The organism is Aliiroseovarius sp. (assembly GCF_030148435.1).
Taxonomy (GTDB): Bacteria; Pseudomonadota; Alphaproteobacteria; order Rhodobacterales; family Rhodobacteraceae; genus JASBTN01.
This window is the reverse complement of the sequence record NZ_JASBTN010000025.1, coordinates 1-21,978: the sequence shown is the minus strand read 5'-3', so window position 1 is coordinate 21,978 and position 21,978 is coordinate 1. Positions and strand designations below refer to the sequence as shown.

Sequence of the window (21,978 nt, the reverse complement as noted above, 5' to 3'; positions counted from 1 at the left end):
CCGTTCAGCATCGGGCCGGAGCTGACCACGATGCTCGGCAGGTCCACGGAGGCCGCGCCCATCAACTGGCCCGGCGTGGTCTTGTCACAGCCACCCAGCAGCACGACGCCGTCGATGCCATAGGCGCGGATCGACTCCTCGACATCCATTGCCAGGAGATTGCGAAACAGCATGGCGGTCGGTTTCATCTGGGTCTCGCCCAGGGACATGACCGGGAATTCGACCGGGAAGCCCCCGGCCTCCCACACGCCGCGCTTCACGCCTTCGGCCAGATCGCGCAGGCCGGAGTTGCAGGGGGTCAGTTCCGACCAGGTGTTGCAGATGCCGATCACCGGGCGCCCGTCGAAAGCGTGATCCGGGAAGCCCTGGTTCTTCATCCAGCTGCGGTGAATGAACCCGTCGCGGTCCAGCTTGCCATACCAGGCGCGGTTGCGGCGGATCGTATCGGCGGGAGTGTCGTTGCTGTCATTATTGTTGTCATTCGTCATAGACGTGTTCCTTCGATCACCCACATGGTCTCGGGGAAGCTCCAGGGGAGCGTGAGGCCGTGGTTCGTCAGATAGGCCCCGCTGAGGGTCAGCGGCGCGATTTTGATTGCCTGATCACCGCGCGACAGGGGATGGGCATCGGCGCGGTTCACGAGGTCGATCCGGTACATCGCCTCGGGCGAAAGGCGGGTGAACCGCAGGGGCCGGGGTGCGATCTGCGCCGAAGTCTCTGCCTTGCCCGCGAAGACCACGAAACGGCCGCCGCCCCATTCGAGCTGCTGTTCGGCGACGATGGCCGGGTCGGCGCTGTCCAGGCGCAGGATGTCGGCCTTCTCCAGCCAGGCGCGATTTGCTTTCCACCAGCTCGTGACCTGGCGCAGTACATTGGCCTCATCCCCGGTCAGCTCGCGCGGGTCCATCTCGAACCCCATGTGGCGCTGGGCGGCCACCCAGGCGCGGAAGCGGATGTCCGTCACCCGCCCCGAGGTGTGGCAATGGCGCGGGCCGACATGGCTGCCGGTGACGGACAGGGGCAGGAACAGGGCCGCATTGTGCTGCATCCGGAGCCGTTCCAGCGCGTCATTGCTGTCGGACAGCCAGACCCGCTGGGTGCGGCTGAGAATGCCGAAGTCGATCCGCCCTCCGCCCGAGGCGCAGCTTTCGATCTCGACCGCCGGGAAGGCGGCGCGCAGGCGGTCGATCAGATCGTAAGACCCGCGGGTCTGGGCCTGATCCGGGAAGGGCAGCACCCGGTTGTGGTCCCATTTCACATAGTCGATCGCATTGTCCGCCAGCACTGCGGAAATCCGGTCGAACAGAAAATCGCGCACCTCGGGCAGGGCCATGTTCAGCGCCATCTGCTGGCGCCCCATGATCTGGTCCTCGCCGCCCAGCACCCAATCGGGATGGGCGCGGAACAGGTTCGAATTGGGATTGATCATCTCGGGTTCGAACCAGATGCCGAAGGACATGGCCTCGGCATGCACATGGTCGATCAGCGGACCCAGACCATCCGGGTACTTGCGCGGGTCGACCTCCCAGTCCGACAGGGCCTGTGTGTCGTCATCGCGGTTGCCGAACCAGCCGTCATCCAGAACGAAACGTTCGGCGCCCAGATCGGCGGCCATGGTGGCGATCTTTTTCAGCTCGTCCAGCTTGTGATCGAAATAGACCGCCTCCCAGCAGTTGTAATGCACCGGGCGCGGGCGATTCGGGTCGGGCCAGGTGACGATCCGGTCGCGCAAATGCCGCTGGAACGCCACGGCACAGCCGTTCAGCCCGTCGTCGGAATAGGTCATGTAGAGCGGCGGCGCGGGAAAATGGGTCAGCGGTTCGGACATCAGCCCGGTGGCAAGGCCGAACTGCACCTGACGGCGGCCGTCGGGCAGTTCCTCGGCAACCATGCGATGCCCGCCGGACCAGCCGAGGTGAAAGGCCCAGGCCTCGCCGCGCGCATTGGTGGCACCGCGGGCCGGGATGATCAGCCCGGGAAAATGCTCGTGCCCGGTCCGGCCCGAGCGGTTCTCGCGAAAGCGTATCCCGGCGGACCAGGGGGTGTGGTTCATCTGAAACTCGCCACACCAGCGGCCGCTGAAGTCGATCATTTCGTCCGCGTGCTGCGGGGCGGGCATGACCGGGGAGGCCAGCCAGTGCAGGTGCACCGGTTCATCGGTATCCAGCTGCGCGTACGCCGTCAGAACATGAGTGACCGGGTCGATCTCGAACCGGGCGGAGTAGGTCAGCCCGTGTCCCTCATCGCGATAGGTCAGGGTCAGCGCATCGCCGTCCCGCGCCTCGTCCACATAACAGAACTTGGGCAGGATCGGCGTGCCGTCCCTGCGCTGCAGGATCATGCCGGGTTGGCCGGGGAAGGTGCGGGTGGCCTCGGGGCAGATTGACAGTTCGGGGTTTTCGTCCAGCATGCCACCGGTCACGTCCAGACGCCCGGCCTGGAACATGGCCTCCAGGTCTTCACCGTCGCTCAGCCGGGGCCCCCAGTAGAGCACCTCGGCCAGGCGGTCCCGCTTCGATCCCAGAACCAGGGTCTGGCGGGAACAGTCAAGCCGCCAGCATCGGATCATTTCACCGCCCCCAGGGTCAGGCCGGCGATGAAGTGGCGCTGCATCAGGAAGAACATGGCAACGGGGGGAATGGCCGCGACGATCGAGCCCGCGCTCATCAGGTGGTACTGCGCCACAAACTGCGAGTTGAACGAGGTGATGCCTGCGGTCACGGGCTGCGCGTCCGGCCCCTGCGTCAGCACGATGGCCCAGAAGTAGTCGTTCCAGATGAAGGTGAAGATCAGCACCGCCAGCGCGGCCAGCGCGGGCTTCATCAGGGGAAGCACGACGAACCAGAAGATGCGCCATTCGGCGATGCCCTCGACCCGGGCGGCCTCGATCAGTTCGAAGGGCAACGCGCGGATGAAGTTGCGCATGAAGAGCGTGCAGAACCCGGTCTGGAAGGCGATGTGAAAGAGCACCAGCCCCATCTTGGTATCATAGAGTCCGGCGGACACGGTCAGGTCGCGCACCGGCACCATCAGGATCTGGAACGGCACGAAGTTCCCCGCGATGAACATGAAGAAAATCAGCAGGTTGCCGCGAAATCGATAGATGCCCAGCGCAAATCCGGTCATCGTCGACAGGGCCACCGCGCCGACCACGGTCGGGACCGTGATCAGGAACGAGTTCAGCATGTAGCGCGGCATGTCGCTTTCAAAAAAGACCTTGCCGTAGTTGGTGAAGAACTCGAAGGACGAGGGCACACCCCAGTAGTTGCCATTGGTGAAATCCGCGAGCGGGCGGATCGAGAACAGCGCCACTGCAACCAGCGGCAGGAGCCACATCAGGAGCGCGACGGGCAAAAGTGCCTGGTAGGAGATCTGCGCGCCGCGGGAGCGTTTTTCGATCGGGGTCGGGAACATGTCGTATCCTCCTTGGGCTCAACGGCGGGCTCAGCGGCGCGCGGCGCGTTCTTCGCGGTACATGGACCACAGGAAATAGGCGATAAATACCAGCATGATCAGGAACAGCACCACCGCGATTGCCGAGCCATAGCCCATGCGGAACCCGTATTCGGACAGGGCCTTTTCGAACATGTAGAAGGACAGGACGCGGGTCGACCCGAACGGCCCGCCATTGGTCATGATCGAGATCAGGTCGAAGGATCTGAGCGCGCCGATAATGGTAACAACAAAGGCGATGAAGGTCGCCGGTTTCAGCTGCGGCAGGATCACGTGCCACAGCATGCGCACACCCTTTGCCCCGTCCAGACGTCCGGCCTCGATCTGTTCGGGGTCCACGGCATTGAGACCGGTGAGGTAGAGGATCATGCAATAGGCGGTCTGCGGCCACAGGCCCGCGGCAATGATACCGTAGGTGGCCAGCGTCGGATCGCCAAGGATGTTCAACGGGTCGAAGCCGAAGGTGGTGATGACAGCGTTCAGCAGCCCTTCGCGCGGGAGGTAGAACCAGCTGAACACCAGGCCCACGACCACCTGCGAAATCACGAAGGGAAAGAAGAACAGCGACTTGTAGAGGCGAATGCCCACCACGTTCTGGTTCAGAAACAGCGCGATGAACAGGCCCGCCGGGATTGCCAGCAGGTACAGGGCCAGCCATTTCAGGTTGTTCCAGAGCGAGATTTCGAAGGCGCGGTCGGAGGCCAGTTCCTCGTAGTTGCGCAGCCCCACGAAGGTGGCTTCGCCCAGCCCGTCCCATTCATAGAGCGAGATGTTGAAGCTCTGGATGATCGGGCTGATTACGTAGACCAGAAAGAACAGGACACCGGGCAAAAGAAAAAGCAGCGGCGTGATGGTCATCCGGTTGCGTTGAAGCCAGCCGGGTTCGGGGGTCGTGGTGGACATGGTGCTCCTCCCAGAACATGCCTTGGGGAAACCCCTGTATCGGGCTTGCCGAGGGCATGCGGGCGTCAGGGAAAACGGTGCCCCGCCCGGAGAGGCGGGACACCGGGGTCAGGTTACTTGTAGATACGCTTGCGGGCGCTTTCGAGACGGTTCAGGATGTCGTCCAGGTTGTCCGGGAACACCATGAATTCCTGCAGCCCTTCCATGCCGACCGAGGCCATTTCGGCCGGGAAATCACGGTCGAAGAACTGCGCGATACCACCGGGGGCGTTGCCCGACAGCATCTCGAAGCCCTGCTGGATGAACTCGTCATCCGCGACGCTGGCGTCGGCATTCACCGGCAGCTGGCCCAGGCCATCGGGACCGTTGATCGCCGTTTGAACATCGACCGAGGTCACATACTGCAGGAAGGCGCGCGCGGCTTCCTTGTTCGAAGCATTCGACGCGACGTGGAACGTATCGGTCGGGGCATCCTCACCCATCGGGAAGTCGCCGATTTTCGGGAACTGGTAGAAGTCCAGTTGATCGTCTGTCAGCCCGGCCTCACGCAGGTGCGGCACCGCGAAGTTTCCGATCAGATAGGCGGTTGCCTCGCCTTTCACGACGAAGGGCAGCGCTTCCTGCCAGGAATAGGTCTGGTGGTCGTCGACGAAGGCGCCCATGTCGATCAGCCTGCGCCAGTTGGCGAAGGTCGCGCGCACTTCATCCGAGGTCCACTCGACCTCGCCACGTGCCAGCTGCATGTGGAAATCGAACCCGTTGGTGCGCATGTTCATGTAGTCGAACCAGCCGCCGGCGGTCCAAAGGAACTTGGACCCGATCGAATAGCACTTGCGGCCTGAATCCAGAACAACCTGACAGTTGGCGACCTCTTCTTCGAAGGTGGCCGGTTCGGTCAGGCCCAGCTCCTTGAAGATGTCTTCGCGGTAATAGATGCCCCACTGGTAGTAGGTATAGGGCACGCCCCACTGCTTGCCGTCCATGGTCATGGCACCCTTGACCGATTCAAGGCCGGGGAAAGCGCCCTCTTCCCACATGTCCGAGACATCCTCGAACAGGCCGGCACGCACATAGGGGCCCATGCGGTTGGCAGCGTACCAGTTGACGACGTCCGGCGGATTGGCCGTCAGAGCGTTGCGGATCTGGCTTTTCCATGCGTCGCGGTCGACCACCTCCAGCTCGACCGTCAGGTCCGGGTGCATGGCGTCAAAGTCGGCGGCAAGCCCTTCGATGATGGCGCGCGGCGCCGGGTTCGACATGTCCGAGATGATGCGCAGCGTGCCCGACAGCTCGGCCATTGCGGGGGTGACGAGGCCAGTGGTCAGCGCCAAGGCAGCCACAGCCTTTGTGAACTTATGGAACATGGTTTCCTCCCTGTTGTTCCGGTCAATTCGGTGTTGACTTTTTGGTTCCAAATAATGAAACCTTATCTCAACTATTGAAAACACTGCAACGAGAAGCTATCGTTGTCAACAGTTTCGTGGGGCAGGCCGCCGCCGGAACAGGGAGGAAGACACAGATGAACGCCACCGCGAAATCAGACGGGACAGTTGGTAAAGCATTGGAAATGCTTGACCTTGTGGCCGAGTTCGGCCGCCCGGTGCGTTTTATCGACATTCTGGCGAAGTCCCCTCACCCAAAGGCCACCGCCTACCGCCTGCTCCAGACGCTGACGAATCAGCACATGCTGGAATTCAACGAGGGCGACGGCACCTATTCCCTGGGCGGGCGGCTGATGCGGCTGGCCCATGCAGCGTGGAAAACCGCTTCGCTCGCGCCGATCGCGCGCCCCTTTGTCGAGGAACTGGCCGCGCAGGTGGGGGAAACCGTGCACCTGGCGCAGATCGACCAGGGGCAGGTCCTGTTCGTCGACAAGCTGCAGGCCACCGACCGGTTCGAGACCCTGGCCCAGGTCGGCAAGGTGGCCCCCGCCTATTGCACCGGGGTCGGCAAGGCGATGCTGGCCTTCCTGGCGCCGAAGCGGTTGCAACTGGCGCTGAAACAGCAAGCCTATTTCCGGTACACCAACGCAACCCTGACCGATGCCGATGCTTTGGTCGCCGAGCTCGATCGCATACGCACCACCGGCTTCGCCCACGACCGCGAAGAACACGAGGAAGGCATCATCTCGATCGCCGTGCCGATCCTGTCCACCAATGGCCGCGTGATCGGCGCCCTGTCGATCGCCACGGCCACCACCCGCCACACGCTGGAAGGGCTCGACGCGTTCCGCGCCCCCCTTCTGGAAACCGCAGAAAAGATCGGGGCCGAAGCCACCCACTGGCAGTTCCCCGCCTGAACCCGAACGGAGAGATACCAATGTCCGGAGTTACCCTTACCAAGGCCATCAAACGCTATGGCGACGTGCAGGTCATCCATGGAGTCGACCTTGAAATCGAACATGGCGAGTTTTGCGTCTTCGTCGGCCCCTCGGGCTGCGGCAAGTCCACGCTGTTGCGCATGATTGCGGGGCTGGAGGAAACCACCGAAGGCACCATTCAGATTGGTGCGCGCGACGTGACCAAAGCCGACCCGGCCGACCGTGGCGTCGCAATGGTGTTTCAGACCTATGCGCTCTACCCCCACATGACGGTGGAAGAAAACATGGGCTTTGGGCTGAAAATGAACGGCGTACCCAAGGCGGAAGTGGCCGAGAAGGTGGGCCGCGCCGCCGAGATCCTGCAACTGGGCGATTACATGCGGCGCAAGCCCAAGGCCCTGTCGGGCGGACAACGCCAGCGCGTCGCCATCGGCCGCGCCATCACCCGCGGACCCGAGGTGTTCCTGTTCGACGAACCGCTGTCCAACCTCGACGCCGAACTGCGCGTCGACATGCGGGTGGAGATCGCCCGCCTGCACAAGGAACTCGACGCAACGATGATCTACGTCACCCATGACCAGGTCGAGGCGATGACCCTGGCCGACAAGATCGTGGTGCTGCGTGCGGGCAGGATCGAACAGGTCGGCAGCCCGATGGACCTCTATCAGGATCCGGACAACAAGTTCGTGGCCGGGTTCATCGGCTCTCCGTCGATGAATTTCGTGAACGGGACGGCAGCCGGTGGCAAAGTCACCCTCCCGGCCCTGGGCGGCAAGGTGATCGAGACCCCCGTTGCCCTGCCCGACGGCCCTGTCACCGTGGGGCTGCGCCCGCAGAACCTGGTTCTGGCGGCCGACGACAGGTCGCCGGTCGAGGTGGATATCTCGGAGCGTCTGGGCGGCGTGGCCTATGACTATCTGACCACCCCCACCGGCGAGAAGATCGTGGTCGAGACCAAGGGCGACGAGGTACAACCCGCGGGCACCAGGGTCAGCATTGATTTCGATCCGCAAACAGCTATGTTTTTCGACCCCGACACCGAAGCGCGGTTGCGTTAACGGCACGGCAATCCAAGGGAAGGCTCCATGAGCGAGAATACCGTCGATCTGTTCGTCATCGGAGGCGGGGTGAACGGCTGCGGCATCGCCCGCGATGCCGCCGGGCGCGGCCTTTCCGTGACCCTGGCCGAAATGGGCGACCTGGCGCAGGCGACCAGTTCGGCCTCGTCCAAGCTGTTCCATGGCGGGCTGCGCTATCTGGAATATTACGAATTCGGCCTGGTGCGAAAGGCGCTGAAAGAGCGCGAAGTGCTGCTGGAGGCGATGCCCCACATCAGCTGGCCGATGCGTTTCGTGCTGCCCTACCACAAGGGGCTGCGACCCAGTTGGCTGATCCGGCTGGGTCTGTTCATGTATGACCACCTGGGCGGGCGCAGGATCCTGCCCGCCACCCGCGATCTGGACCTGCGCAGCCACCCGACCGGCAAGGTGTTGAAAGACAGCTTCACCAAGGGGTTCGAATACAGCGACTGCTGGGTGCAGGACGCGCGCCTGGTGGTGCTGAACGCGGTGGATGCGGCAAGCCGCGGCGCGACGATCCTGACCCGCACCAAGGTCACTGGCGCGACCCGCCATGCCGACCATTGGGAGGTGCAGGTTGAAGGCCCGGACGGCCCGGCCACCCACCGCGCCAAGACGCTGGTGAACGCCGGCGGGCCGTGGATCGCCGACGTGATCACCGGCACGCTGGGCCTGAGCTCGCGCGAAGGGATCCGGCTGGTGCGCGGAAGCCATATCGTGACGCGCAAGCTCTTTGACCACGACCAGCCCTATATCCTGCAAAGCGCCGACAACCGGATCGTCTTTGCCATTCCCTACGAGGGGGATTTCACCCTGATCGGCACCACGGACCTGGACCACGACAGTGATCCGGGCACGGCGGACTGCTCTGACGAGGAGGCACAGTATCTCTGCGATCTCATTTCCGAATACCTGGCCAAGCCGGTCACGATGGCGGACATTGTCTGGAGGTTTTCCGGCGTGCGGCCGCTCTATGACGACGGGGCCAGTTCGGCGACCCAGGCGACGCGCGACTATGTTCTGTCGCTGAACGATGACGCGGCCCCGCTGCTGAACATCTTCGGTGGCAAGATCACCACCTATCGCAAGCTGGCCGAGGCAGCGATGGCCAAGCTGGGCCATGGCCACAGCTGGACCGCCGGCGTGCCCCTGCCGGGCGGGGACTTTGCCTGGGATGGCGGCCCGGCGCTGGCGGCGGCGCTGCGGCGCGAATACCCGTTCCTGACCGAGGTCTGGGCCGATCGGCTGGTGCACACCTATGGCACCTGTGCGCGCCGGATGCTGGGTGCGGCGCGCGACTCCGCGGGTCTGGGCCGGGACTTTGGCGCCACGCTGACCGAGTCCGAATTGACCTACCTGCGCGACCACGAGTTTGCGCGCACCGGCGAAGATGTGCTCTGGCGACGCACGAAACTGGGGCTTAGGCTGAATGAGACCCAGCGCGCGGCAGTCGGCGCGTGGATGGAGGAAAACACATGACCCATATCCTAGCGATCGACCAGGGCACGACGTCCTCGCGCGCCATCGTCTTTGATGGGGACATGCGCCCCGTCGCCACGGCCCAGCAGGAATTTACCCAGCATTTTCCGGCCAGCGGCTGGGTCGAACACGACGCCGAGGAAATCTGGGACACGACCCTTGCCACCATGCGCGAGGCCGCCGGGGGCCGCGACATCACCGCCATCGGCATCACCAACCAGCGCGAAACCACGCTGGTCTGGGACCGCGCCACCGGTACACCCGTGCACAAGGCGATCGTCTGGCAGGACCGGCGCACGTCCGACTTCTGTTCGGAGCTGAAAGCGGCGGGGCACGAGGCGCTGGTCACGGCACGCACGGGGCTTTTGCTGGACCCCTATTTCTCGGCCACGAAACTGGCCTGGATCCTTGACAATGTAGATGGTGCACGGACCCGCGCCGAAGCCGGAGATCTGGCCTTCGGCACCGTGGACAGCTTCCTGATCTGGCGGCTGACCGGCGGTTCCGCCCATGTCACCGACGCCACCAACGCGGCGCGCACGATGCTCTATGACATCCATCGCGGCTGCTGGGACGAAGAGATCTGCGCGCTTCTCAACATTCCCACCTCCATGCTGCCCGAAGTGCGCGACTGCGCATCCGACTTTGGCGTGACGGATGTGCTGGGCACCCCCATTCCAATCCTGGGCGTGGCAGGCGACCAGCAGGCCGCCACCATCGGCCAGGCCTGTTTCGAACCGGGGATGATGAAATCGACCTACGGCACCGGATGTTTCGCGCTGATCAACACGGGCGACACCCCGGTGATCTCGCAAAACCGCCTGCTGACCACGGTGGCCTATCAGCTCGACGGCAAGACGACCTATGCGCTGGAAGGCTCGATCTTCATTGCGGGCGCCGTGGTGCAATGGCTGCGCGACGGTCTGGGCATCATCGAGGACGCCGCCCAGACCGGAGCGATGGCCGCGGACGCTGCACCCGAGCTGACCCTGGTGCCTGCCTTCGTGGGCTTGGGCGCGCCCTATTGGGATGCGGATTGTCGCGGGGCAATCTACGGGCTCACGCGCAGCTCGGGCCCGAACGAGTTCGCCCGTGCCGCGCTGGAAAGCGTGGGGTTTCAGACCCGCGACCTGCTTGAAGCGATGCAGGGCGACATGGGGGCCGGCGATGGGGCCGCATTGCGGGTGGACGGGGGCATGACGGCTTCGGACTGGACCATGCAGTTTCTGGCCGACATCACCGGCGCGCCGGTGGACCGCCCCAGGGTGCTGGAGACCACGGCCCTCGGCGTGGCCTGGCTGGCCGGCATGCGTGCCGGGGTCTACCCGGACCAGGCGGGCTTTGCCGCGACCTGGGCGCTGGACCGGACCTTCACCCCGGACATGGACAAGGCCACGCGCGCCGCGCGTGTCGCCGCCTGGAAGGACGCGGTGAAACGCACGCTCACGGGGGGCTGACAGCCGGCCCGCCCGACACCCGCCCGATTGCCCCGGGCGGGGTCGATTTCGTGATCGACATTCATACCGGGTAAGATAGGCTCCCACTCTGTCGAGGATTCGCGCAAAGACGCGGCTAGCCAGGGAGACGACATGAACTACCACACACCCGCATCCTTTGCGGATGCGTCCCGTATTGCCGCCGAGGCAACCGGAACCACGCGGTTTCTGGCGGGCGGCACCGATGTGCTTGTGCAGCTGCGCGCCGATATTGTCACGCCGGACGACCTGATTGATATCAAGCACATTCCCGGCGTGAAGGCGATCACCCGCAACGCGGATGGCTCCTGGACCCTGGGGGTCGCCGTCGCCGGGGCCGAGATGACCGAACACGCGGAGCTGATGGCGGATTGGCCCGGCATTGTCGAAGGCATGGACCTGATCGGATCGACCCAGGTGCAGGGCCGCGCCACGCTGGTGGGCAACCTGTGCAATGGCTCGCCCGCCGCCGACAGCGTGCCAGGCATGATTGCCGCCGGTGCAACCGTCACCGTGACCGGCCCGGATGGCAGCCGCGAGGTCGCCGTCGAGGACGTGCCCGCGGGCCCGGGCCGCACCACGCTGGCCCGGGGCGAGGTGGTCAGCGCCGTGAACATCCCCGCGCGGGGTGAGAACGGGGGCGACGCCTACCTGCGCTTCATCCCGCGCACGGAAATGGACATCGCGGTGGTCGGCTGCGCGGTGAACCTGACGCGCGATGGCGATACGATCACCGACGCGCGTGTCTCGCTGGGCGCGGTGGCCCCGACCGTCCTGCTGGTCAAGGAGGCCGCCAAGGCGCTGATCGGGACAACGCTGGACGACGCCGCACTGGAGGCCCTGGCCGAAGCCGCCTCTGCCGCCTGCAACCCGATCGACGACAAACGCGGCACGATCGAGTTCCGCACCCATGTGGCGGGCGTTCTGGCCAAGCGCGCCGCCGGGATCGCTTACGCCCGCGCCGGAGGTGAGAAATGACCCGTATCCCCACCAGAACCCATGTGACCACCACCGTGAACGGCGACCCCGTCGATTTCCTCGCTGATCCGCGGGAAACCCTGCTGGATTGCCTGCGCGACAAGCTCGGTCTGACCGGGGCCAAGGAAGGCTGCGGCACCGGCGACTGCGGCGCCTGTTCGGTGCAGCTGGATGGCCGCCTGGTCTGCTCCTGCCTTGTGCTGGGGGTCGAGGCCGAGGGCCGCGAGGTCAAGACCATCGAGGGCATGGCCGAGGGCAACGACCTGCACCCGCTGCAGGCGAAGTTCATCGAACATGCCGCCCTGCAATGCGGCATCTGTACCCCGGGCATTCTGGTCGCCACGGAAGCGCTGCTGAAGAAGAACCCGGACCCAAGCGAGGAGGAGGTGCGTTACTGGCTTGCCGGCAACCTCTGCCGCTGCACCGGCTACGACAAGATCATTCGCGCGGTGCTGGCCACCGCCAGGGACCTGCGGGAGGGCGTGTAATGGCTTTGGACAACAAGACCGACTTCAAATACATCGGCACCCGCCCCGAACGTCCCGACGGGCTGGACAAGGTGACGGGCAAGGCGCGCTATGGCGCCGACGCCTATGCGCCCGGGATGCTGCATGGCGCCGTTGTACGCTCGCCCCATGCCCACGCGCGCATCGTCAGGATCGACGCATCGAAGGCGCTGGCGCTGGACGGGGTGAAAGCCGTCGTCACCCGGGCGGATTTCGCGCAAGACCTGGAAGGCGAGGACTGGAACCTGCTGGAAAACACCATCGCCGGGGAAAAGGTGCTTTATGACGGTCATGCGGTGGCCGGTGTCGCCGCGACCTCGGCGCTGATCGCCAAGGATGCGGCCAAGCTGGTGGACGTGGAATACGAAGTCCTGCCCCATGTGACCGACGTGGACGCCGCCATGGCCGAAGGCGCGCCGGTGCTGCGTGACGGCGCGGCCGACCATTCGGTGCCGGACGGTTTGCACCCGAACGTGGTACGTTACACCGAATTCGGCCGGGGTGACGTCGAGGCAGGTTTTGCCGCGGCTGATCTGGTCATCGAACGCAGCTTCAAGACCGAAGCCGTGCACCAGGGCTATATCGAACCGCACGCCTGCCTTGCCCAGCTGGGCACGGACGGCAAGGGCGAGCTGTGGTGCTGCACCCAGGGCCACTGGTTCGTGCGCCGCATGTGCGCCGCGCTGCTGGGTCTGGAGGCCACGCAGCTGCGCGTCACCGCATCCGAGATCGGCGGTGGCTTCGGAGGCAAGACCACCGTGTTCATCGACCCGATTGCGCTGGCGCTGAGCCGCAAGTCGGGCAAGCCGGTCAAGCTGGTGATGAGCCGCTCGGAAGTGCTGAAAGCCTCCGGCCCGACCGCGTCCGCCTCGATGGACGTCAAGATGGGCATGACCAAGGACGGCAAGCTGACTGCCGCCACCGGCACCTTCCGCATGCAGGGCGGCGCCTTCCCGGGCGCGCCGATGGACATGACCACCATGCTGGCCTTTTCCTGCTATGAGCTCGACAACGTGCATCACGAAGGGTTCGACGTGATGACCAACCGTCCGAAACAGGCCGCCTACCGCGCGCCGGGGGCCCCGATGGGCGCCTTCGCGGTGGAAAGCGTGTTTGACGAGCTCTGCGAGGGGCTGGGGCTGGATCCGATCGACGCCCGGCTGAAGAACGCGGTGAAGGAAGGCACGCGCAGCTCCTTCGGGCCGAAATACAAGGCTGTGGGGCTGATCGAGACACTGGAAGCCGCCAAGGCGCATCCGCATTATTCGGCACCCTTGGCCGAGAACACCGGGCGGGGCATTGCTTCCGGCTACTGGATGAACTGGGGCGGTGAGACCTCGGTGTCGCTGGCCATTGGCGAGGACGGCACGGTGCAGGTCGGCGTCGGCACGCCGGATATCGGCGGGTCGCGAGCGTCCATGGCACTGATGGCCGCCGAGACCATCGGCATCCCCTATGAGAATGTGCGGGTGAACGTGGTGGATACGGCCGCCCTGGGCGTCAATGAACCTACCCACGGGTCACGCGCGACCTATGCCTCGGGCCTCGCCACGATCGAGGCCGCCCGCGAAGCGATCGGCAAGCTCTGCCAGCGCGCGGCGGACAAATGGGGCATCGACGTGGACGCAGTGGAATGGAAGGACGGCGCGGCCCATCCGTCAGGCCCGAACGCGGGCGACTTCGAGCCCTTGAGCATCGCCGAGATTGCCGGGGAAATGGGCTCGACCGGCGGGCCGATCACGGGCCACCATGACGCCAGCCCGACCGGCTTCGGCGGCAGCTTCGGCACCCATATCGTCGATGTGCATGTGGACCCGGAGACCGGCCGCAGCACGGTCACGCGTTATACGGTGATCCAGGACGCCGGCAAGGCAATCCACCCGGATTATGTCGAAGGGCAATTCCAGGGCGGCGCGGCGCAGGGCATCGGCTGGGCGCTGAACGAGGAATACATCTACGGCGAGGATGGCCGGTTGCAGAACGACGTGTTCCTCGATTACCGCATCCCGGTCGCCTCGGACCTGCCGATGATCGACACGGTGATCGTCGAAGTGCCGAACCCCGGCCATCCCTATGGCGTGCGTGGCGTGGGCGAGACGGGCATTACCCCTCCGCTTCCGGCCATCGCCTGCGCGGTGAGCCATGCCACCGGCCACCGCATGACCCGCCTGCCGATGTCCCCCCCACGCGTTCTGCGCGCGATCCAGGGCAAGGGCGTCAGCTGATGGTCGCGGTGAACCTCTGGTCCGGCCTGCGCCGGTTCACCGACGGGGCCGAGGTGGTCGAGGTCGAAGCCTCGACCGTCGGCGAGGTTCTGCAAGAACTGGTCAAGGCTCACCCGGGCCTTGATCCGGTCATTAAGGCAGGCGTGTCCGTCGCCGTGGATGACGAGATCGTGCAGCGTGCCCTGCACCACCCGGTCCGTCCGGATAGCGAAGTCTTTATCCTGCAGCAGTTCCGGGGCGGCTGAGTCGCGCGACTCGGATGTACCACACCACATTTTGAACAGGTTAAGATGCAAATGCAGAAAACCTGTATCCTTCACTTGCGTTACAAGCTCTGATCACGAAAAAGTGTGAGCTTTCAAAGCATTGATGCGGATCCTGCCCCTAATATTCAAAATAGTGAATGTGTAAATTACTGATTTCAAATAGAAAAAAACGGCTCAATCATTGATCTAGGTCAAGATGTCGCGGGCCGTTCCGTCCTATGAAAATGTGAGCCAGCAGATTGCAAGCGAGCATAGGACCAGTGAACGCACAGCCCTCAAGACGTGCCCTTCTCAGGGGAAAGGTGACAGAGGCGCCCGTCCAACGCCCCCCCGGAGCCGCCGGAGACGTTTCGTTCCACGACGCCTGCACCCAGTGCGGCGACTGTGCGCGGGCCTGTCCCGAAGGGATCATCCTGCGCGACGGCGAAGGCTTTCCGGTCCTGTCCTTTGCGGAAGGCGAATGCACCTTCTGCAACGCCTGCATCGACGCCTGCGAACCCGGTGCCCTAAACGCCGGGACGCCTTGGCTCTGGCGCGCCCAGGTGGGCGACAACTGCCTGTCCGATCAGGGCGTACATTGCCGCACCTGTCAGGATTTCTGCGACGCCCGCGCGATCCGCTTCCAGCTGAAACCCGGCGGGCTTGCCGACATGTCGCTTGACCGCGACAGCTGTACCGGCTGCGGGGGTTGCATTGCCCCCTGTCCGGTCGGCGCCATCACCCTTGTCCAGTTCAAACCCGAAACGGAGGCCCGCCCATGCTGAACATCTGCGGCTGCCTGGTCCACACGACGCCCGAGAAGACCGAAGAGGTCGTCGCGGCCATTGACGCGACCGACGGCGGCGAAGTTCACGCCCATGAAGACGGACGCATTGTCGTCACGGTCGAGGATACCGAGGACAAGCGCGCCTCGGACCAGATCATGGACATGCACCAGATCCCCGGCGTGATCACTGTCACGCTTACCTATCACTCTTTCGAAGAGCTCGACGGCGAAACTGGTTACGTCGACGCCGCTTCGTCAACGAAACACTGAACCCGGGAGACCCACAACATGACAGCGTCCACGTCCCGCCGCTCGTTCCTCAAGGCCTCGGCCGCCGCCGCAACGGCGTCGGCCGCCGGCATCACCCTGCCAAATGGCGCAACCGCACAACCGCGCAGGCCCGACATCCGTTGGGACAAGGCGGCCTGCCGCTTCTGCGGCACCGGCTGTTCCGTGCTGGTCGGCACCAAGGACGGCCGCGTCGTCGCCACCCAGGGCGACCCGGATTCTCCGGTGAACCGCGGTCTGAACTGCATCAAGGGCTACTTCCTGTCCAAGATCATGTACGGCCAGGACCGCCTGACCACCCCGCTTTTGCGCAAGACCAACGGCGTCTACGACAAGAATGGCGACTTCGAGCCGGTCAGCTGGGACGAAGCCTTCGACGTGATGGCCGAGAAGTGGAAAGCTTCGCTGCGCGAGAAAGGCCCCAGCGCCGTGTCCATGTTCGGCTCCGGCCAGTGGACTGTCTGGGAAGGTTATGCCGCCGCCAAGTTCATGAAGGCCGGTATCCGCTCGAACAATATCGACCCGAACGCGCGTCACTGCATGGCCTCGGCCGTGGCCGCCTTCATCCGCGCTTTCGGCATCGACGAGCCGATGGGCTGCTATGACGACCTGGAGCATGCGGACACTTTCGTGCTCTGGGGCTCCAACATGGCCGAAATGCACCCGATCCTGTGGTCGCGCCTGACCGACACCCGCCTGACCAAGCCGGGCTGCGAAGTGCACGTGCTTTCGACCTTCGAACACCGGTCCTTCGAACTGGCCGACAACGGCGTGATCTTCAAGCCGCAGACTGACCTGGCGATCCTGAACTACATCGCCAACTACATCATCTCGACCGGCGCCGTGAACCAGGAGTTCGTCGAGAACTACGTCAACATCACCAAGACCGCCACCGACATCGGTTATGGCCTGCGCCCGACCCACGAGCTGGAACAGACCGCCGCCAACCCGGCCCATGAGGGCAAGCACGGCAAGCTGACCAAGATCTCGTTCGAGGAATATGCCGAGGCCGTGTCGAAATACACGCTGGAATACACCGCCGAGCTGTCGGGCGTTCCCGCCGCCCAGCTGGAGCGTCTGGCCAAGCAATATGCCGATCCGAACCGCAAGGTGATGTCGCTGTGGACCATGGGCTTCAACCAGCATACCCGCGGGTCGTGGGTGAACGGTCTGATGTACAACGTGCACCTTCTTGTCGGCAAGATCTCCGAGCCGGGCAACTCGCCCTTCTCGCTGACCGGTCAGCCCTCGGCCTGTGGTACGGCGCGCGAGGTCGGCACCTTCGCCCACCGCCTGCCCGCCGACATGGTGGTCATGAACGAGAAGCACCGCGACATCTGCGAAACGAAATGGGGCGTTCCGAAAGGGACCATTCCCGGCAAGCCCGGCTTCCACGCCGTGCTGCAACACCGCAAGTTGAAGGATGGCGACCTGAACTGCCACTGGGTGCAGTGCACAAACAACCTGCAGGCCGCGCCGAACATCAACGAAGAAGGTTTCCCGGGCTATCGCAACCCGGAAAACTTCATCGCCGTGTCCGACCCCTATCCGACCGTGACCGCGATGAACGCCGACCTGATCCTGCCCACTGCCATGTGGGTCGAGAAGGAAGGCGCCTATGGCAACGCCGAACGCCGCACCCAGTTCTGGCGTCAGCAGGTGGATGCCCCGGGCGACGCCAAGTCGGATGTCTGGCAGGTGATGGAATTCTCCAAGCGCTTCACGACCGACGAGGTCTGGGACGACGAGCTTCTGGCCCAGAAGCCCGAACTGCGCGGCAAGACTCTGTTCGAGGTCCTGTTCGAGAACGGCACGGTCAACAAGTACCCGCTGTCGGAAACCGCCGATGGGTTCGACAACGCCGAAGCCAAGCACTTTGGCTTCTACGTGCAGAAGGGCCTGTTCGAGGAATACGCCTACTTCGGGCGCGGCAAGGCACACGACCTGGCCGATTTCGAGGTCTACCACCAGTCCCGCGGCCTGCGCTGGCCGGTGGTCGACGGCAAGGAAACGCTCTATCGCTTCCGCGAAGGCTATGACCCCTATGTGAAGGCCGGCGAGGGTGTGAAATTCTACGGCAAGCCCGACGGCAAGGCGAACATCATCTTCGCCCCCTACGAGCCCGCCCCGGAAGAACCCGATGCCGATTTCGACCTGTGGCTGATCACCGGTCGCGTGCTGGAGCACTGGCACTCCGGGTCGATGACCCGCCGTGTGCCCGAGCTGCACCGCTCCTTCCCGTCCGCCGTGGTCTACATGCACCCGGATGACGCCAAGGCGCGCGGCCTGCGTCGCGGTCAGGAGATCGAGATCTCGACCCGTCGCGGTTCGGTTCTGTCGCGTGTCGAAACCCGCGGCCGGAACAAGCCGCCGGTCGGTTCGGTCTTCATGCCCTGGTTCGACGAGAGCCAGCTGACCAACAAGCTGACCCTGGACGCGACCTGCCCGATCTCGAAAGAGACCGACTTCAAGAAATGCGCCTGCAAGGTTGAACGCGCCTGATCGCGAAGTCTGAACGATAACAATAGGATAAGACCATGTCCGCCGCCACGAAACGCAACCCCAGTGCCATGGATCGGCGCCGCTTCCTGCAGGATGCGGCCCGGGTGGCCGCGGGCTGCGCGGTGGCGGGCATGGCGCTGACAAAATTCGCAACGGATGCCCGTGCCCTTCCTGCCCAGGCGATCCGCCCCCCCGGCGCCCTTCCGGAGGAGGATTTCCTGGCCGCGTGCCTCCGTTGCGGCCTTTGCGTGCGGGATTGCCCCTATGACACGCTGAAACTGGCCGAGCTGGGCCTGGACGGCCCCGCCACCGGCACCCCCTTCTTCACGGCCCGCGACATCCCCTGCGAGATGTGCGAGGACATTCCATGTGTCGCAGCCTGCCCCTCGGGTGCGCTGGACAAGAGCCTCACGAATATCGACGACGCCGACATGGGCCTGGCGGTCCTGATCGACGAGGAACGCTGCCTGAATGCGCTCGGTCTGCGCTGCGATGTCTGCTACCGGGTCTGTCCCCTCATCGACGAGGCGATCACTCTGGAGCTGTCGCACAACCAGCGCTCCGGCGCGCACGCGATCTTCATGCCCGTGGTGCACAGCGATGCCTGCACCGGCTGCGGCAAATGCGAGAAATCCTGCGTTCTGCCCAACGAAAGCGCCATCAAGGTGCTGCCAGTCCGCCTGGCCACGGCCAAAGCGGCAGATCACTACAAACTGGGTTGGGAGGACCGCGAACCGCTGCTCGACGAGCTGATCGACCTGCCCGACCGCCTGCCCGGCCCCGGCACCGACAACCTGGTCGCGCCCGGCGGCTTCTATGACACGATGCCCGATCCTTCGATGGAGGGCGGATTCAACCCCGGCTTCAACCTTCCCGGAACAGGGGGGGCTTCGCAATGAGTGAGACCCGCAAGCTTCCTGTCGGCCGCGAGGCAATCGACGAAAAAGGCTGGTGGAAGGCGCACAGGTTCCTGGTGCTGCGCCGCCTCAGCCAGGCCGTATTCCTGGGCCTGTTCATGCTGGGCCCCTGGTTCGGCATCTGGTGGGTCAAGGGCAACCTGTCGGCCTCGATGACCTTCAATTTCCTGCCCCTGACGGACCCGTTCATCACGGTGCAGATGCTGGCCGCCCGGCATTGGCCCGAAACCACGGCCCTGATCGGCGCGGTGATCGTCGCGGTCGCCTACGCCCTGATTGGCGGGCGGGTCTATTGCAGCTGGGTCTGCCCGATCAACCCGGTCACGGACGGGGCGCACTGGCTGCATGACAAACTGGGAATGCAGAAAGGCTGGCAGCCGAAACGCGCGACCCGTTACTGGGTCATGGCCATGGTTCTGGCGGTCTCGGCCCTGGGCGGCACGGTCGCCTGGGAGCTGGTGAACCCGATCTCGATGCTGCACCGCGGGCTGATCTTCGGCATGGGGGCGGCCTGGAGTTTCGTGGCCGCCGTGTTCCTGTTCGACCTGTTCGTGTCGCGCCGCGGCTGGTGCGGCCACCTCTGCCCGGTCGGCGCCTTCTATGGCCTGCTTGGCGCCCGCTCGATCCTGCGCGTCAGCGCAACCAAACGCGCGGACTGCGACGACTGCATGGATTGCTTCGCCGTCTGCCCCGAAATGCACGTCATTACCCCCGCCCTGCGCGGGACGGAGGAGGAAACGCCGCTGATCCTCTCTGCCGACTGCACCAATTGCGGCCGGTGCGTGGATGTCTGCGCACCGGACGTTTTCCGCTTTACCACGCGGTTCGATGAAACCCCGGCCCCCGCGCGCGCGGCACGCCGGAAACCCAAACACCAATCCACGGCCAGTCGCGCGGCCTGAGACAACCACGGGAGATAGCCCCATGAAAAAGATCTTCTTTACAAGCGCCATCGCGGCCTCGGTCCTGTTCAGCAGTATCGCCGTCGCGCAGAGCGTCGAGACCCTGCGCGGGGCCGGCGTGGCCGAACCGGTCGCGGTCGAGGATGTGTTCCAGCAGGACGAAGGCCGTTTTACGCGCAACTATCGTCAACAGCCGCCGCTGATTCCCCATTCGGTCGACCAGTACCAGGTCGACCTGAAGGCGAACCGCTGCCTGTCCTGTCATGACTGGACCAACGCAGGCGAACGGAATGCACCGACCCTGTCGATGACCCACTATCAGGACCGCGAAGGCAACCAGCTGGACACGGTGGCCGGCACGCGCTGGTTCTGCAACCAGTGCCACGTGCCCCAGGCCGACGCGCCCGCGCTGGTGGAAAACACTTTCGAGCCGTCGAACTGAAGCCGTTGAGCGAGGGAAAGGAAAAGGGACATGTCTGAATCGAAACCCGGTTACATCCGCCGCTTCTGGCGCTTCTTCTGGTCGCCGTCAGGCGTCATTTCACTGGGCTTCCTCATGATCATCGGCTTCGTTGTCGGGATCATGTTCTGGGGGGGCTTCCACTGGGCGCTTGAGGCGACCAACAACGAGGAGTTCTGCATCTCGTGCCACGAGATGGAGGAGAACGTCTATGCCGAATACGAAGGTACCGTGCACCAGTTGAACGGCTCGGGTGTGCGCGCCACATGCCCGGATTGCCACGTTCCCAAGGACTGGTGGCCGAAGATCATTCGCAAGATCCAGGCCTCGCGTGAGCTCTACGGTCACTTCATCACCGGTGTGATCGATACACCCGAGAAGTTCGAGGACAATCGATTGTACATGGCCGGTCGCGTCTGGACCGCGATGAAGCGCACCGATAGCCGCGAATGCCGCAACTGTCATGAGTTCGACTACATGGACTTCACGCAGCAGCAGACCCGTGCCGGCGACAACCACCAGATCGCGCTGGACGAAGGCAAGACCTGTATCGACTGCCACCAGGGCATTGCGCACAAGCTGCCGGAAGGCTGGCAGGAGCGCTATGAAGAGGTCGTCGACAAACTTGCCGCCTCCGGGGAACTCCCCTCCATGCCGGGCCGCGAACGACAGGCCGCCGAGCTGGAAGGCTATCTTGCCGTCAACAACTGAGCCTGCAAAACTGGCTCGAGGGGGCGGGTCGTTTGGCCCGCCCCTTTTTCTGCAAGGACCGAACCGATGAAATTTGCCTTCACCATTGCGCCAGGCCGGGGCGAGACCAACCTGCTCCTGGCCGATATCGCGGCCCAATTGGCCACGCGCGGCGTGCGCATCGCCGGCACCGTTCAGATCGACACCGACCGCGACGACGGCGGAAAATGCGACATGGACGTGCAGGTCCTGCCCGATGGGCCAACCATCCGCATCTCGCAATTCCGCGGCATCGAGGCGCGCGGCTGCCGCCTGGATACCGACGCGTTGGAACAGGCCGTGATCTTGACCGAACAGGCGCTGGGACAAGGTGGAATTGACCTTCTGCTCGTCAACAAATTCGGCAAGCACGAGGCCGAAGGACGCGGCTTTCGCGACGCCATTGCCATGGCGCTGGAAAAGAACATTCCCGTGCTGGTCGGCGTCAACAAGCTGAACCGCGACGCCTTCGATGTTTTCAGCAGCGGCGGCGCCGAAGAGCTTGCCTCGGACACGAACAAGGTTCTGGCCTGGCTGAACGGCGCCCTGGCCTGAGCACACCCTTCCTTGAGGTGGGTGAACGGACGCCGGGCAGGGAAATTCCTGCCTTCGGGAAAGCGTCCAGTGCACCGCCGGAGATTTCGAACCCGCCGCAAACTCCTGTGCCACAGGCGATCTCGCCCGCGATCACCTGCGCGGCCTTCCTGATCCACATGTCGAATGAGGGGAT

At 64.3% G+C, this 21,978-nt stretch carries 21 protein-coding genes; 16 read left to right on the top strand and 5 right to left on the bottom strand.

The window, feature by feature from the left end; genetic code table 11:
- The 5 genes from Q1V43_RS04650 to Q1V43_RS04630 all read right to left on the bottom strand — a co-directional run.
- The coding region (locus Q1V43_RS04650; RefSeq protein ID WP_300514524.1) for a dihydroxy-acid dehydratase at positions 1-488 on the bottom strand (488 nt) is incomplete at its 3' end.
- On the bottom strand, positions 485-2,569 hold the full coding sequence (locus Q1V43_RS04645) for an alpha-galactosidase (protein WP_300514521.1): 2,085 nt from the start codon (positions 2,567-2,569) through the stop codon (positions 485-487). The genes Q1V43_RS04650 and Q1V43_RS04645, both read right to left, overlap by 4 nt.
- Positions 2,566-3,414 (bottom strand): carbohydrate ABC transporter permease, encoded by an 849-nt coding sequence (locus tag Q1V43_RS04640; protein ID WP_300514519.1) that lies wholly within the window; start codon positions 3,412-3,414, stop codon positions 2,566-2,568. The genes Q1V43_RS04645 and Q1V43_RS04640 overlap by 4 nt, the downstream gene beginning before the upstream one ends.
- 30 nt (positions 3,415-3,444) lie before the next feature.
- A complete protein-coding gene (locus Q1V43_RS04635) occupies positions 3,445-4,356 on the bottom strand; it encodes a sugar ABC transporter permease (protein ID WP_300514516.1) in 912 nt (303 codons plus the stop codon).
- A 113-nt stretch (positions 4,357-4,469) separates the two neighbouring features.
- Positions 4,470-5,720 (bottom strand): ABC transporter substrate-binding protein, encoded by a 1,251-nt coding sequence (locus Q1V43_RS04630; protein WP_300514514.1) that lies wholly within the window; start codon positions 5,718-5,720, stop codon positions 4,470-4,472.
- 155 nt (positions 5,721-5,875) lie between these two features.
- On the opposite strand from Q1V43_RS04630, the gene Q1V43_RS04625 reads away from it, so the two are divergent.
- The 16 genes from Q1V43_RS04625 to Q1V43_RS04550 all read left to right on the top strand — a co-directional run bounded on the left by Q1V43_RS04625 (position 5,876) and on the right by Q1V43_RS04550 (position 21,803).
- Positions 5,876-6,655, top strand: coding sequence for an IclR family transcriptional regulator (locus Q1V43_RS04625; protein ID WP_300514512.1), 780 nt, complete (start codon positions 5,876-5,878; stop codon positions 6,653-6,655).
- A gap of 20 nt (positions 6,656-6,675) precedes the next feature.
- Positions 6,676-7,734, top strand: coding sequence for an ABC transporter ATP-binding protein (locus Q1V43_RS04620; RefSeq protein WP_300514509.1), 1,059 nt, complete (start codon positions 6,676-6,678; stop codon positions 7,732-7,734).
- Between the two features lie 27 nt (positions 7,735-7,761).
- On the top strand, positions 7,762-9,234 hold the full coding sequence (glpD, locus tag Q1V43_RS04615; protein ID WP_300514506.1) for a glycerol-3-phosphate dehydrogenase: 1,473 nt from the start codon (positions 7,762-7,764) through the stop codon (positions 9,232-9,234).
- On the top strand, positions 9,231-10,691 hold the full coding sequence (gene glpK, locus Q1V43_RS04610) for a glycerol kinase GlpK (protein ID WP_300514504.1): 1,461 nt from the start codon (positions 9,231-9,233) through the stop codon (positions 10,689-10,691). Before glpD ends, glpK begins: the two co-directional genes overlap by 4 nt.
- Before the next feature lie 132 nt (positions 10,692-10,823).
- Entirely contained in the window at positions 10,824-11,687 is an 864-nt protein-coding gene (locus Q1V43_RS04605; RefSeq protein ID WP_300514502.1) for a xanthine dehydrogenase family protein subunit M, read from the top strand.
- Positions 11,684-12,175: a (2Fe-2S)-binding protein gene (locus tag Q1V43_RS04600; protein ID WP_300514500.1), complete on the top strand. Its 492-nt coding sequence runs from the start codon at positions 11,684-11,686 to the stop codon at positions 12,173-12,175. The genes Q1V43_RS04605 and Q1V43_RS04600 overlap by 4 nt, the downstream gene beginning before the upstream one ends.
- Entirely contained in the window at positions 12,175-14,418 is a 2,244-nt protein-coding gene (locus tag Q1V43_RS04595; RefSeq protein WP_300514497.1) for a xanthine dehydrogenase family protein molybdopterin-binding subunit, read from the top strand. The genes Q1V43_RS04600 and Q1V43_RS04595 overlap by 1 nt, the downstream gene beginning before the upstream one ends.
- Positions 14,418-14,663, top strand: a complete 246-nt coding sequence (locus tag Q1V43_RS04590; RefSeq protein WP_300514494.1) for a MoaD/ThiS family protein — start codon at positions 14,418-14,420, stop codon at positions 14,661-14,663. The genes Q1V43_RS04595 and Q1V43_RS04590 overlap by 1 nt, the downstream gene beginning before the upstream one ends.
- Positions 14,664-14,944: 281 nt before the next feature.
- A complete protein-coding gene (gene napF / locus Q1V43_RS04585) occupies positions 14,945-15,448 on the top strand; it encodes a ferredoxin-type protein NapF (protein WP_300514492.1) in 504 nt (167 codons plus the stop codon).
- On the top strand, positions 15,442-15,720 hold the full coding sequence (locus Q1V43_RS04580) for a chaperone NapD (protein ID WP_300514490.1): 279 nt from the start codon (positions 15,442-15,444) through the stop codon (positions 15,718-15,720). The genes napF and Q1V43_RS04580 overlap by 7 nt, the downstream gene beginning before the upstream one ends.
- An 18-nt stretch (positions 15,721-15,738) precedes the next feature.
- Positions 15,739-18,240, top strand: a complete 2,502-nt coding sequence (napA, locus tag Q1V43_RS04575) for a nitrate reductase catalytic subunit NapA (RefSeq protein WP_300514488.1) — start codon at positions 15,739-15,741, stop codon at positions 18,238-18,240.
- 35 nt (positions 18,241-18,275) lie between these two features.
- Entirely contained in the window at positions 18,276-19,139 is an 864-nt protein-coding gene (napG, locus tag Q1V43_RS04570; RefSeq protein ID WP_300514486.1) for a ferredoxin-type protein NapG, read from the top strand.
- The gene (gene napH, locus Q1V43_RS04565) at positions 19,136-20,059 is read left to right on the top strand and encodes a quinol dehydrogenase ferredoxin subunit NapH (RefSeq protein WP_300514484.1); all 924 of its coding nucleotides are present in this window, start codon (positions 19,136-19,138) and stop codon (positions 20,057-20,059) included. The genes napG and napH overlap by 4 nt, the downstream gene beginning before the upstream one ends.
- A gap of 22 nt (positions 20,060-20,081) precedes the next feature.
- Complete coding sequence (locus tag Q1V43_RS04560; protein ID WP_300514482.1) at positions 20,082-20,501, top strand: nitrate reductase cytochrome c-type subunit; 420 nt, start codon at positions 20,082-20,084, stop codon at positions 20,499-20,501.
- A 30-nt stretch (positions 20,502-20,531) separates the two neighbouring features.
- The gene (locus Q1V43_RS04555) at positions 20,532-21,230 is read left to right on the top strand and encodes a NapC/NirT family cytochrome c (RefSeq protein WP_300514479.1); all 699 of its coding nucleotides are present in this window, start codon (positions 20,532-20,534) and stop codon (positions 21,228-21,230) included.
- A gap of 66 nt (positions 21,231-21,296) precedes the next feature.
- Positions 21,297-21,803: a DUF2478 domain-containing protein gene (locus Q1V43_RS04550; RefSeq protein WP_300514476.1), complete on the top strand. Its 507-nt coding sequence runs from the start codon at positions 21,297-21,299 to the stop codon at positions 21,801-21,803.
- Positions 21,804-21,978: the final 175 nt, after the last annotated feature.

What these genes read in the sequence shown, in the direction of transcription:
- Q1V43_RS04620 (WP_300514509.1), top strand. Translation starts at nt 6,676, where the DNA reads ATGTCCGGAGTTACCCTTACCAAGGCCATCAAACGCTATGGCGACGTG.
- Q1V43_RS04640 (WP_300514519.1), bottom strand. Translation starts at nt 3,414, where the DNA reads ATGTTCCCGACCCCGATCGAAAAACGCTCCCGCGGCGCGCAGATCTCC.
- napG (WP_300514486.1), top strand. Translation starts at nt 18,276, where the DNA reads ATGTCCGCCGCCACGAAACGCAACCCCAGTGCCATGGATCGGCGCCGC.
- Q1V43_RS04595 (WP_300514497.1), top strand. Translation starts at nt 12,175, where the DNA reads ATGGCTTTGGACAACAAGACCGACTTCAAATACATCGGCACCCGCCCC.
- glpK (WP_300514504.1), top strand. Translation starts at nt 9,231, where the DNA reads ATGACCCATATCCTAGCGATCGACCAGGGCACGACGTCCTCGCGCGCC.
- Q1V43_RS04635 (WP_300514516.1), bottom strand. Translation starts at nt 4,356, where the DNA reads ATGTCCACCACGACCCCCGAACCCGGCTGGCTTCAACGCAACCGGATG.
- Q1V43_RS04645 (WP_300514521.1), bottom strand. Translation starts at nt 2,569, where the DNA reads ATGATCCGATGCTGGCGGCTTGACTGTTCCCGCCAGACCCTGGTTCTG.
- Q1V43_RS04580 (WP_300514490.1), top strand. Translation starts at nt 15,442, where the DNA reads ATGCTGAACATCTGCGGCTGCCTGGTCCACACGACGCCCGAGAAGACC.
- Q1V43_RS04630 (WP_300514514.1), bottom strand. Translation starts at nt 5,720, where the DNA reads ATGTTCCATAAGTTCACAAAGGCTGTGGCTGCCTTGGCGCTGACCACT.
- napH (WP_300514484.1), top strand. Translation starts at nt 19,136, where the DNA reads ATGAGTGAGACCCGCAAGCTTCCTGTCGGCCGCGAGGCAATCGACGAA.
- Q1V43_RS04555 (WP_300514479.1), top strand. Translation starts at nt 20,532, where the DNA reads ATGTCTGAATCGAAACCCGGTTACATCCGCCGCTTCTGGCGCTTCTTC.
- Q1V43_RS04600 (WP_300514500.1), top strand. Translation starts at nt 11,684, where the DNA reads ATGACCCGTATCCCCACCAGAACCCATGTGACCACCACCGTGAACGGC.
- napA (WP_300514488.1), top strand. Translation starts at nt 15,739, where the DNA reads ATGACAGCGTCCACGTCCCGCCGCTCGTTCCTCAAGGCCTCGGCCGCC.
- Q1V43_RS04605 (WP_300514502.1), top strand. Translation starts at nt 10,824, where the DNA reads ATGAACTACCACACACCCGCATCCTTTGCGGATGCGTCCCGTATTGCC.
- Q1V43_RS04550 (WP_300514476.1), top strand. Translation starts at nt 21,297, where the DNA reads ATGAAATTTGCCTTCACCATTGCGCCAGGCCGGGGCGAGACCAACCTG.
- Q1V43_RS04625 (WP_300514512.1), top strand. Translation starts at nt 5,876, where the DNA reads ATGAACGCCACCGCGAAATCAGACGGGACAGTTGGTAAAGCATTGGAA.
- Q1V43_RS04590 (WP_300514494.1), top strand. Translation starts at nt 14,418, where the DNA reads ATGGTCGCGGTGAACCTCTGGTCCGGCCTGCGCCGGTTCACCGACGGG.
- Q1V43_RS04560 (WP_300514482.1), top strand. Translation starts at nt 20,082, where the DNA reads ATGAAAAAGATCTTCTTTACAAGCGCCATCGCGGCCTCGGTCCTGTTC.
- glpD (WP_300514506.1), top strand. Translation starts at nt 7,762, where the DNA reads ATGAGCGAGAATACCGTCGATCTGTTCGTCATCGGAGGCGGGGTGAAC.